Source organism: Kitasatospora sp. NPDC022856, assembly GCF_055561235.1.
The window spans coordinates 1-13,033 of the sequence record NZ_JBVHHE010000086.1; the positions used below are offsets into that span (position 1 = coordinate 1).

General features: G+C 76.6%; 2 protein-coding genes. Both read right to left on the minus strand.

Features of this window, described 5'->3' with window-relative positions; all coding sequences use genetic code 11:
- A partial coding sequence (locus ACZ34W_RS37880) for a type I polyketide synthase (RefSeq protein WP_465610949.1) occupies positions 1 to 6,860 on the minus strand: 6,860 nt, incomplete at its 3' end.
- A gap of 59 nt (positions 6,861 to 6,919) precedes the next feature.
- A partial coding sequence (locus ACZ34W_RS37885) for a type I polyketide synthase (protein ID WP_465610951.1) occupies positions 6,920 to 13,033 on the minus strand: 6,114 nt, incomplete at its 5' end.

The following is a 13,033-nucleotide window of genomic DNA, read 5'->3' on the forward strand; positions in this document are numbered from 1 at the left end:
GCCCGCTGCGCCAGCAGCGCGGCGGCGATCTCCGCCGTCCCCGCCCCGGACGTCTCGACGAAGGGCGCCAGCCGGTCGGCCTGCCCGGCCAGCGACCGCGCGCTCTTCGCCGACAGCACCAGCGGGACCACACCCGTCGGAGCGGCCTCGACCGCGACGGCCTGCGCCTCGGCCTCGACCGGGGCCTGCTCCAGGATCAGGTGCGCGTTCGTCCCGCTGACCCCGAAGCCGGAGACGCCCACCCGGCGGGGGCGGCCGGTCTCCGGCCACTCCCGCGCCTCGGTCAGCAGCTCGACGGCGCCCGCCGTCCAGTCCACCTGCGAGGACGGCGCGTCCACGTGCAGCGTGGGCGGCATGACGCCGTGCCGCAGCGCCTCCACCATCTTGATCACACCGGCCACCCCGGCGGCCATCTGGGTGTGGCCGATGTTGGACTTCAGCGAGCCCAGCCAGAGCGGACGCCCCGGCTCCCGGTCCTGGCCGTAGGTGGCCAGCAGCGCCTGCGCCTCGATCGGGTCACCCAGCACCGTGCCCGTGCCGTGGCCCTCCACCACGTCCACCTCGGCGCCGGTCAGGCCCGCGTTGGCCAGCGCCTTGCGGATCACCCGCTGCTGGGAGACCCCGCTGGGCGCGGTCAGCCCGTTGGACGCGCCGTCCTGGTTGACCGCCGACCCGCGCACCAGCGCGAGCACCCGGTGCCCCTTGCGCCGCGCCTCCGACAGCCGCTCCAGGACCACCACACCAGCGCCCTCGGCCCAGCCTGTGCCGTCCGCCGCGTCCGCGTAGGACTTGCAGCGGCCGTCCGTCGCCAGGCCGCGCTGGCGGGAGAACTCCACGAAGGTGCCGGGGGTGGCCATCACGGTCGCACCGCCGGCCAGCGCCATCGAGCACTCGCCCTGGCGCAGCGCCTGCGCGGCCAGGTGCATCGCGACCAGCGACGACGAGCAGGCCGTGTCCACCGTGACCGCCGGGCCCTCGAAGCCGAAGACGTAGGCCACTCGGCCGGAGGCCACGCTGCCCATGCCGCCGGTGCCGGTGAAGCCCTCCAGCTCCGCGGGCACCGCGCCGCCGGCGCCGTAGCCCTGGCCCATGACACCGGAGAACACCCCGGCGTCCGTGCCCTTCAGCGAGAGCGGGTCGATGCCGGCCCGCTCCAGCGCCTCCCACGAGGTCTCCAGCAGCAGCCGCTGCTGCGGGTCCATCGCCAGCGCCTCCCGCGGGCTGATGCCGAAGAACCCGGCGTCGAACCGCCCCGCCTCGTAGAGGAATCCGCCCTGGCTCACATAGGAGGTGCCGGCCTTTCCGGGGTCGGCGTCGAAGAGGTCCGCCACGTCCCAGCCGCGGTCCTCGGGGAAGCCGGACATCGCGTCCCGGCCCTCGCTGACCAGCCGCCAGAGGTCCGCCGGGCTGCCGACGCCGCCGGGCAGCCGGCAGGCCATGCCGACGATCGCGATCGGCTCGTCCGGGTCGGCGGGCGCGACCGCCGGCGCCGCCGCGGCGGTCCCGTCGGCGACGAGACCGAACTCGGCGTGCAGGTAGCGGGCGAACGCGAGCGGGGTCGGGTGGTCGAAGACCACCGTCGCGGCCAGCTTCAGACCGGTCGCCTCGCGCAGCCGGTTGCGCATCTCGACGGAGGTCAGCGAGTCGAAGCCGGAGTCCCGGAAGGCCGTCCCGCTCCTGATCGCGTCGGGCCCCGCGTGCCCGAGCACGGTCGCCGCGTGACCGCGGACCAGCTCCAGCAGCAGCGCCTCCTGCTCGGCCGCCGCCAGCCCGGCCAGCCGACCGGCCAGCCCGCCGCCGCCGTCCCCCGAGGCCGCCCGCACCAGCTGCCGCCCGGTCCGCACCAGGCCGCGCAGCAGGGTCGGGACGTCCCGGCCGGCCGCGGCGCCGGCGCGCAGCGCCCGCAGGTCCAGCTTGGCCGGGATGAGCAGCGCCTCGCCGGTGCGCAGGGCCGCGTCGAAGAGGTCCATGCCCTCCTCGGCCGTCATCGCCAGCACACCGCCGCGTCGGTTCATCCGGCTGCGGGTGAGGTCGTCCATGCCGGCTGCCATACCGCCGGCGGTCTGGTTCCACAGGCCCCAGGCCAGCGAGGTCGCGGCCAGACCGGCCGCCCGGCGCTGGTGGGCGAGGGCGTCCAGGAAGGCGTTGGCGGCCGCGTAGCTGCCGGTGCCCGCGCCGAGGAACACCGAGGAGACCGAGGAGAAGACCACGAACGCGTCCAGGTCGGGGGCGAGTTCGCGGGTCAGGGCGTCCAGGTGCTGGGCCGCGGTGACCTTCGGGGCGAAGACCTGGGCGACCCGCTCGGGGTCCAGCGAGCCGATGACACCGGCGTCGGCGATGCCCGCGGTGTGCACGACGGCGGTCAGCCGGCGCCCGGCGCGGCGCACGTCGGCCAGCAGGTCCGCCACGGCCGTCCGGTCGGTCACGTCGCAGGACTCCACCGCGACCGTCGTCGCGCCGAGCCCCTTCAGTTCGGCGACCAGCTCGGCCGCGCCCTCGGCCGCCGGGCCGCGCCGGCTGACCAGCGCCAGGTGCCGGATGCCGTGGTCGGCGACCAGGTGCCGGGCGAGGATCCCGCCCAGCGAGCCGGTGCCACCGGTGATCAGGACGATGCCCTCGGGGTCGAGGCCGGTCCCCGTCCCGCCGTCGGCCCCGGCGGCCGGTGCGGCGCGGACGAGCCGCGGGACGGACAGCGCCGTGCCGCGCAGGGCCAGTTCGGGCTCCCCGGTGGCGAGCGCCGTACCCAGCACCGGGGCGAGGTCGAGGTCGAGGTCCGCGGCGGGGTCGAGGTCGAGCAGGACGATCCGGTCCGGGTTCTCGGTCTGGGCGGCGCGGATCAGGCCCCACACCGCGCCACCGGCCGGGTCGGTGACCGCGCGGTCGGCGCCGGCGCCGACCGCGCCCCGGGTGGCGACGACCAGCCGGGCCTCCTCCAGTCCGGGCGCGGCCAGCCAGGCCTGGACGGCCGCCAGCACCCGGTTGGTCAGGACGAGCGCGGCGTCGACGCCGTCGGCGCCGTCCGCCACGGCGTCCAGGACCGCCACGGCGGGGAGCGCCGCCTCCGGGCCCGCGCCGTCGGCCAGCGCGGTGATCCCGGCCGCGTCGGACACCGCGACCCAAACCGGCCGGTCGGCCGCCGCCACCGTGGACGGTGGCAGGTCGCTCCACTCGACGCGGAACAGCGAGTCGGCGCCCGCCGTGCCCGGGCCGGCCGTCAACTGCTCGGCGGTCAGCGGCCGCAGCTCCACCGAGTCCGCCGTCAGGACCACGCCGCCGGCCGGGTCGACCGCCTCCACCGTCAGGGCGTCGCCGCCCCGCGGCGCGATCCGCACCCGCAGCACGGAGGCGCCGACGGCGTGCAGGGCGAGCCCCTGCCAGGCCAGCGGCTGCCAGACCCGGGCGCCGGTCGCGGCGCCGTCGGCCACCGCGGTGTCCCGCAGGGCCGGGTGCAGGGCGGCGTCGAGCAGGGCGGGGTGCAGGCCGAACCGCCCGGCCTCCTCCCGGCTCTCCTCGTCCACCGCGACCTCGGCGAAGGTCTCCGCGCCGCGCTGCCAGAGCCCGCGCAGGCCCCGGAAGGCCGGGCCGTGCTGGTAGCCGTGCCCGCCGAGGTCGGCGTAGAGGGCGTCGACGTCGACCGGCCGGGCCCCGGCGGGCGGCCAGACGGTGAAGTCGGCCTGCGGGGCAGCGGTCTTGGTCGTCGCGGTGAGGGTGCCGGTGGCGTGGCGGGTCCAGGTGTCGCCGCCGGTGTCGCCCGAGGCGTCCTCCCGGGTCGAGTAGACGGCGACGCTGCGGGCACCGCTCTCGTCGGGGCCGCCGACGGTCACCTGGACCCGGACGCCGCCCTGTTCGGGCAGCAGCAGCGGGGCCTTGACCACCAGGTCGTCGAGGGTGCCGCAGCCCAGTTCGTCACCGGCCCGCACGGCCAGCTCCACCAGGGCGCCGGCCGGGAGCAGCACGGCACCGCCGACGACGTGGTCGGCCAGCCAGGGGTGGGTGCGCAGCGACAGCCGCGAGGTGCCGAGCAGGCCGCCGGTCTCCGGCACCTCCGTCACGGCGCCCATCAGGGGGTGGTCGGCGGCCGACTGGCCGAGCGAGGCCGCGTCGGCGGCCGGGCCGAGCTGGAGCCAGTAGTGCCGGTGGTCGAAGGCGTAGGTCGGCAGCTCGACGCGGGCGGTGCCGGTCGGTAGCACGCCCGTCCAGTCCACGGCCACGCCCCGGACGAAGAGTTCGGCCATCGAGGCCAGCAGGCGGCGCGGGCCGCCCTCGTCCCGCCGCAGCGTCCCGGTGACCAGGGCCTCGGCCCCGGCCTCGTCCACGATCTCGCTGACCGGCTGGACCAGCACCGGGTGCGCGCTCGCCTCGACGAACACCGTGTGGCCCGCTTCGAGCAGGGCGGCGGCGGCGGGGCCGAAGCGGACCTGGCCGCGCAGGTTGCGGTACCAGTAGCCGCCGTCCAGCACGCCGGCCTCGGTGACCCAAGCGCCCGTGACGGTGGAGTGGAACGGCACCAGCGGGGCCTGGCTGCGGATGTCCGCGAAGGCCTCGCCGAGGGTCTCCTCGATCGCCTCGACATGACGGGTGTGCGAGGCGTAGTCCACCGCCACCCGGCGCACCCGGACACCGTCGGCCGCCAGCACCTCCAGGGCCTCGTCCAGCGCCTCGGCGTCACCGGCGACCACGACCGAGGCCGGGCCGTTGACGGCCGCGACCTCCACCCGGTCCGCCCAGCGCACCAGCCGCTCGACGGCCTCGCTCTCGGAGAGCGCCACCGACGCCATGCCACCGCGACCGGCGAGGCTCCCGGCGATCACCTGGCTGCGGACCGCCACGATCCGCGCCGCGTCCTCCAACGACAGCGCACCCGCCACGCAGGCCGCCGCGATCTCCCCCTGCGAGTGGCCCAGCACGGCGTCCGGCAGCACGCCCACCGAGGCCCAGACGGCGGCCAGACCGACCATCACCGCGAAGCTCGCCGGCTGGAGCACGTCCACCCGGTCCAGCAGCTCGGCCGGGGCCTCACCGCGCAGCACCTCCTCCAGCGACCAGTCGACGAACGGGTCCAGAGCCCGGGCGCACTCCGCGACGCGCTCCGCGAACACCGGTGAGGCGTCGAGCAGTTCACGCCCCATCCCGACCCACTGCGAACCCTGCCCCGGGAAGACCAGGACGAGCTTGCCCGCCCCGGCCGCGCTGCCCGTCACCAGCCCGGGAGCGGACTCGCCCCGGGCCAGGGCGCCCAGCCCGGCCAGCGCCTCCTCCGTCGAACCGGCCACCAGCACCGCGCGCTCGGCGAGCGCCGTCCGCCCGGTGGCCAACGCGGCGGCGACGTCCGCCGGTTCCGGCCCCTCGGCGGTCCCGAGGAAGGCCGCCAGCCGCTCGGCCTGCCCGGCCAGCGAGCCGGCCGAGGACGCCGAGACGACCAGCGGCAGCACACCGCCCGGGGCGGACCGCCCCGCGTCCGGCTCGGCGGGTGCCTCGGCGGGCGGTTCCTCCAGGACGACGTGCGCGTTGGTACCGCTGACGCCGAAGGAGGAGACCCCGGCCCGGCGCGGCCGCCCGGTCTCCGGCCAGTCCCGCGCCTCGGTGAGCAGCTCCACCGCGCCGGCCGACCAGTCCACCTCGGTACTGGGCGCGTCGACGTGCAGGGTCGCGGGCAGCACGCCGTGCCGCATGGCCTGCACCATCTTGATCACGCCCGCCACCCCGGCGGCGGCCTGGGTGTGGCCGATGTTGGACTTCAGCGATCCCAGCCAGAGCGGACGCCCGGGCTCGCGCTCCTGGCCGTAGGTGGCCAGCAGCGCCTGCGCCTCGATCGGGTCGCCCAGCACCGTGCCGGTGCCGTGCCCCTCCACCACGTCCACGTCGGCCGGGGTGAGCCCGGCCGCCGCCAGCGCCTTGCGGATCACCCGCTGCTGCGAGGGGCCGTTGGGCGCGGTCAGCCCGTTGGACGCGCCGTCCTGGTTCACCGCCGACCCGCGCAGCACGGCCAGCACGTGGTGCCCGTTGGCCCGCGCCTCGGAGAGCCGCTCCAGCAGCACCATGCCGGCGCCCTCGGCCCAGCCCGTGCCGTCGGCCGCGTCCGCGTAGGACTTGCACCGGCCGTCGGCCGCCAGCGCCCGCTGCCGCGAGAACTCCATGAACATGCCCGGCCCGGCCATCACGGTGGCACCGCCGGCCAGCGCCAGCGAGCACTCCCCGCGCCGCAGCGCCTGCGCGGCCAGGTGCATCGCCACCAGCGACGACGAGCAGGCGGTGTCCACGGTGACCGCCGGACCCTCGAAGCCGAACACGTAGGAGATCCGGCCCGACGCCACGCTGCCGGTGGTCCCCGTCCCGGTGAAGCCCTCCAGCTCCGGGGGGACGGGGCCGCCGGTCGCGTAGCCCTCGTTGATCACTCCGACGAAGACGCCGACGTCCGAGCCCTTCAGCCCCGCCGCGTCGACGCCGGCCCGCTCCAGCGCCTCCCACGAGGTCTCCAGCAGCAGACGCTGCTGCGGGTCCATCGCCACCGCCTCGCGCGGCGAGATCCCGAAGAAGCCCGCGTCGAACAGCCCCGCCTCGTGCAGGAAGCCGCCCCGGCTCACATAGGAGGTGCCGCTCTTCTCCGGGTCCTCGTCGAACAGCCCGTCCAGGTCCCAGCCGCGGTCGGTCGGGAAGCCCGACACGCCGTCCCCGCGCTCGGTGACCAACCGCCACAGGTCGTCGGGGCCCGCCACCCCGCCCGGCAGCCGGCACGCCATGCCCACGATCGCGATCGGCTCCGCCTTCTCGGCCTCCAGCTCCAGCACGCGTTGCTGGGAGCGGCGCGCTTCGGCGAGGACGCGCTTGAGGTAGTCGCGAAGCTTGCTTTCATCCGCCATCGAAGTTCGGCTCCTAGAAGGCTGTGGCGTCGGGTGGTCTGCGGGGGTGCCGGTGGCGGTCAGCTGCCGAACTCCGTGTCGATGAGGTCGAAGAGCTCGTCGTCGGAGGCGGTGTCGTAGTCGATCTGTTCCTCGGCCGCCCCGCCGCCGTTCGCCGTCGACCAGGCGGCCAGCAGGCCCTGGAGCCGGGTGGCGACCTGGGCGCGGGCCGTGTCACCGGCCGGTGTCTCGGCCAGCATCGCCTCCAGCCTGCTCAGTTCGGCCAGCAGCGGGTGCGAGGCGGCGGTGGCCCCGCCGGACGGGTCCAGCCGGTCGTGCAGGTAGTGCGCGAGGGCCAGCGGCGTCGGGTAGTCGAAGACCACCGTGGCCGGCAGGCCCAGGCCCGTCGCCTCCCGGAGCCGGTTGCGCAGTTCGACGGAGGTGAGCGAGTCGAAGCCGGCGTCCTTGAACGCCGTCTCCGGCCTGACCTGCTCGGACCCGGCGTGACCGAGGACGGTCGCCACCCGGGCGCGGACCAGGTCCAGCAGCAGGGCCTGCTGCTCGGCGGGCGCCAGCCCGGCCAGCCGGCGGGCCAGCCCGCCGCCGCCGTCACCGGCGGCCGCCCGGACGGCCTGCCGGCCGGTGCGGACCAGACCGCGCAGCAGCGGCGGGACACCGCCGCCGAGCGCGGCGTCGGCGCGCAGCGCCCGCAGGTCGAGCTCGACCGGCACCAGCAGGGCCTCGCCGGTGCGCAGCGCCGCGTCGAACAGCGCCGTGCCCGCCTCGGCCGTCAGGGGCCGGACACCGCCGCGGCGGCCGCTCCGGTCCTGACCGGGCCCGTCGGCGGAGCCGTCGGCCTGCGCCCACACACCCCAGGCGAGGGACGTACCGGGCAGGCCTGCCGCGCGGCGCCGGTGCGCCACCGCGTCCAGATAGGCGTTGGCCGCGGCGTAGCCGCCGGTGCCCGCGCCCAGGAAGACCGAGGAGGCGGAGGACATCAGGACGAACGCGTCCAGCCCGGGGGCGAGTTCGCGGCTCAGCTCGTCCAAGTGGCGGACGGCGGTCACCTTCGGCGCGAAGACCCGCGCCATCCGGTCCGGGTCGACCTCGCCGATCACCCCGGCGTCGAAGACCCGGGCGGCGTGGACGATGCCGGTCAGCGGGTGCCCGGCCGGCACGGCGGCCAGGAGCGCCGCGACCGCCTCCCGGTCGGTGACGTCGCAGGCCACCACCGACACCGTGGCCCCGGCGGCCTCCAGCTCGGCGGCGAGCTCCGCCGCGCCGTCGGCGTCCGGGCCGCGCCGGCCCGCGAGGACCAGGTGGCGGACGCCGTGCCGCGCGACCAGGTGACGGGCGGTCAGGGCGCCGAGCGAGCCGGTGCCGCCGGTGATCAGGACCGTGCCGTCCGGGCGGAAGGCCGGTTCGCCGCCGGGCACCTCGCCGGCGGTCCGGGCCAGGCGCGGTACGTGCAGCGCCGTCCCGCGCACCGCGACCTGCGGCTCGCCGAGCGGCAGCGCCGCGGCGAGCGCGGTGTCCAGGTCGTCCGGCGCGGCCGGGTCGAGGTCGAGCAGGACGATCCGGTCCGGGCTCTCGGCCTGGGCCGCTCGGACCAGGCCCCAGACGGCGGCGCCGGCCGGGTCGGTGAGCGCGGCGTCGCCGCCGGCGGGCACCGCGCCCCGGGTCCGCACCACCAGGCGGGAGTCCTCCAGGGTTTCGTCGGCCAGCCAGGACTGCACCACGGCCAGCACCCGGGTGGTGAGCGGGAGGACGGCGTCCTCCCTCTCGCCGTCGGTGACGGCCGTCAGGACCACGACCGGGGGAACGTCCCCACCGGCCGTCAGGGCCGCGAGGTCCGCCTCGGTCGCGACGGCCGCGCGCCGCGGCGCCGTGCCGGTGCCCTGCAGCGGCGCCGGGGGCAGCGCCGCCCAGTCGACCCGGTACAGGCCGTCGTCGTCGGCCGTGCCCGCCGCGGCCGCCAACTGCTCGGCGGAGAGCGGCCGCAGCGTCACCGCGGCTGCCGTCAGGACCGGGCCGCCGGCCTCGTCGACCGCCGCCAGTGCCAGCGTGTCGGGCCCGGCCGCGGTGATCCGCACCCGCAGCGCGGAGGCGCCGACGGCGTGCAGGGCCAGCCCGTGCCACTCCAGCGGCTGCCACGTCCGGTCCCGGTCCGCCGCGGCCGCGTCCCGCAGGGCGGGGTGCAGGGCGGCGTCCAGCAGCGCGGGGTGCAGGCCGAACCGGGCGGCGGTGTCCCGCTGCCCGTCGGGCAGGGCGAGCTCGGCGAACACCTCGTCGCCGCGCCGCCACACCGCCCGGAGGGCGCGGAACAGCGGTCCGTACTCGTGGCCGTGAGCGATGAGTTCGGTGTAGAGGCCGTCGACGTCGACCGGCTCCGCACCGGCCGGCGGCCACGCCCCGGTGTCGAACGGCTCGGCCCCCGCCGTGGGCGCCACCGCGAGGGTGCCGGTGACGTGGCGGGTCCAGGTCTCCGTCGCGTCCTCGTGGGCGGAGTACACCTCGACCTTGCGGGCGCCCTGCTCGTCCGGGCCGCCGACGGCGACCTGGACCCGGACCCCGCCGTGCTCGGGCAGGAGGAGCGGTACCTCGACGACCAGGTCGTCGAGGGTGCCGCAGCCGACCTCGTCCCCGGCCCGGACGGCCAGCTCCACCAGGGCGGCACCGGGGACGAGGACCACTCCCCCGACGGTGTGGTCGGCGAGCCAGCCGTGGGTGCGCAGCGACAGTCGGGAGGTGAACACCAGGCCGTCCGACTGCGGCAGTTGGACGACGGCGCCGAGCAGCGGGTGGTCGGCCCGTCCCTGGCCGAGCGAGGCCGCGTCGGTGGCGGCAGCGCTCCGGAGCCAGTAGTGCTCGTGGTCGAAGGCGTAGGTGGGCAGCTCCAGATGGGTGACCGGAAGGCCGGCGGGCAGGGCCTTCGCCCAGTCCACCTCGACGCCCCGGACGAAGAGTTCGGCGACCGAGGCCAGCACGGTGTGCGCCTCGGGGCGGCCGTCGCGCAGCGCGGCCACCGTGACCGCGCGCTCACCGGCGGACTCCGCGACCACGCCGCTCAGCGCGGCGCCGGGGCCCAGCTCGACGAAGACCGCGTTACCGGGACCGGCCGCCGTGGCGATGCCGTCGGCGAACCGGACCGGGCGGCGCACATGGTCCACCCAGTAGGCGGGATCGGCCAGTTGACCGGGATCGGCCGGACGGCCGGTGACGTTGGAGATCACCGCGAGCTTGGGCTCACCCCACGAGACCTCGGCCAGGGCGGTGGCGAACTCCGCCAGCATCGGCTCCATCAGCGCCGAGTGGAAGGCGTGCGAGACGGTCAGCTGCTTGACCTTGCGGCCCTGCTCGCGCAGTTGCTCCGCGGCCTTCAGCACGGCCGCCTCCTCGCCGGAGAGGACCACCGACGACGGGCCGTTCACCGCCGCCAGGTCCACACCGTCACCGAGGAGTTCGGCGACCTCGTCTTCGGTCGCGGCGACCGCGACCATCGCGCCGCCCGAGGGCAGCGCCTGCATCAGCCGGCCGCGCGCGGCGACCACCGCCGCCGCGTCCGCCAGCGAGAGCACCCCGGCCACATGGGCGGCCGTGATCTCCCCGATCGAGTGGCCCATCACCGCGTCCGGCCGGACGCCCCAGGACTCGATCAGCCGGAACAACGCCGTCTCCACGGCGAACAACCCGGCCTGGGTGTAGACGGTCTGGTCCAGCGATCCGGCCGTGCCGAACACCACGTCCTTGACCGGGTGGTCGGTCCACCCCGCCAACCGCTCGTCCAACGCCGCACACGCAGCGTCGAAGGCCTCGGCGAACACCGGGTACCGCTCCGCCAGCTCACGGCCCATCCCGACCCGCTGCGACCCCTGCCCCGGGAACACCAGCACCGTCCGGGCCTGGCCACCCCCGGTCACGACACCGGCGGCGGACTCCCCGCGCGCCAGGGCGCTCAGCCCGGCCAGCGCCTCCTCCGGCGAACCCGCCAGCACCACCGCGCGCTCCGACAGCAGCGCCCGCTGCGCCAGCAGCGCGGCGGCGATCTCCGCCGTCCCCGCCCCGGACGTCTCGACGAAGGGCGCCAGCCGGTCGGCCTGCCCGGCCAGCGAGCCCGCGCTCTTCGCCGACAGCACCAGCGGGACCACACCCGTCGGCTCGACGGCGGGCCGCTCCACCGCGTTCTCCTCCGGCACCTGCTCCAGGATCAGGTGCGCGTTGGTCCCGCTCAGCCCGAACGAGGAGACGCCCACCCGCCGCGGGCGGCCGGTCTCCGGCCACTCCCGCGCCTCGGTCAGCAGCTCGACGGCGCCCGCCGTCCAGTCCACCTGCGAGGACGGCGCGTCCACGTGCAGGGTGGGCGGCAGCACGCCGTGCCGCAGCGCCTGGACCATCTTGATCACACCGGCCACGCCGGAAGCCGCCTGGGTGTGGCCGATGTTGGACTTCAGCGAGCCCAGCCAGAGCGGCCGCTCCGGGTCGCGGCCGCGGCCGTAGGTGGCCAGCAGCGCCTGGGCCTCGATCGGGTCACCCAGCACGGTGCCCGTGCCGTGGCCCTCCACCGCGTCGATGTCGGCGGTGGACAGGCCCGCGTTGGCCAGCGCCTTGCGGATCACCCGCTGCTGCGAGGGCCCGTTGGGCGCGGTCAGACCGTTGGACGCGCCGTCCTGGTTCACCGCGCTGCCGCGGACCACCGCGAGCACCCGGTGCCCCTTGCGCCGCGCCTCGGAGAGGCGCTCCAGCACCACCACACCCGCGCCCTCGGCCCAGCCCGTGCCGTCCGCCGCGTCCGCGTAGGACTTGCACCGGCCGTCCGAAGCCAGACCGCGCTGGCGGGAGAACTGCACGAACGCGCCGGGGCCGGTCATCACGGCCGCGCCGCTGGCGAGGGCCAGCGAGCACTCACCGGTCCGCAGCGCCTGCGCGGCCAGGTGCATCGCCACCAGGGACGACGAGCAGGCCGTGTCCACGGTGACCGCCGGGCCCTCGAACCCGAACACGTAGGACACCCGGCCCGAGGCCACGCTGCTGCCGGCGCCGGTCGTGACGAAACCCTCCAGCTCGGCGGGTACGTCGCTGCCCGAGCCGTAGCCCGCGCCCATCAGACCGGAGAAGACGCCGACGTCGGTGCCCTTGAGCGTGGCCGGGTCGATGCCGGCCCGCTCCAGCGCCTCCCACGAGGTCTCCAGCAGCAGGCGCTGCTGCGGGTCCATCGCGAGCGCCTCGCGCGGCGAGATCCCGAAGAAGCCCCCGTCGAACAGCGCCGCCTCGTGCAGGAAGCCGCCCTGGTCCACGTAGGAGGTCCCGGCCTTGTCCGGGTCCGCGTCGAAGAGGCCGTCCAGGTCCCAGCCGCGGTCGGACGGGAAGCCGGACATCGCGTCCCGGCCCTCGCTGACCAGCCGCCAGAGGTCCTCGGGGCTCGCCACACCGCCGGGCAGGCGGCAGGCCATGCCGACGATCGCGATCGGCTCGGACGGGTCGGCGAGCACGACCGCCGGCGCCGCCGCGCCGGTCTCGGCGGCCACGTGGCCGAACTCCTCGTGCAGGTGCCGGGCGAGGGCGAGCGGGGTCGGGTGGTCGAAGACCACCGTCGCGGGCAGCTTCAGACCGGTCGCCTCGCGCAGCCGGTTGCGCAGCTCGACGGAGGTCAGCGAGTCGAAGCCGGAGTCGCGGAACGCCGTGTCGGTCTTCACGCCCTCCGGTCCCGCGTGCCCGAGCACGGTCGCCGCGTGGCCGCGGACCAGCTCCAGCAGCAGTGCCTCCTGCTCGGCCGCCGTCAGCCCGGTCAGCCGGCCGGCCAGGCCGGCCGTACCGTCGGCCGCCGCCGACCGCGCGGTCTGCCGGCTCGCCCGGATCAGCCCGCGCAGCAGCGGCGGCACCTCGCGGCCCGCTGCCGCGTCGGCCCGCATGGACCGCAGGTCGAGCTTGATCGGGACGAGCAGCGCGTCGCCGGTGCGCAGCGCCGCGTCGAAGAGGTCCAGGCCTTCGTCCGAGGCCAGCGAACGGCTCCGGCTCCGGCCGGTCCGGGCCTCCTCGGCGGTGTCGAGGTGGGCGGTCATCGCGGTGGCCTGCTCCCAGAGGCCCCAGGCCAGGGACATCGCGGGCAGGCCGTCGGCGCGGCGCCGGTGGGCGACCGCGTCCAGATAGGCGTTGGCCGCCGCGTAGTTGCCCTGACCGGCCGAGCCGAAGACCCC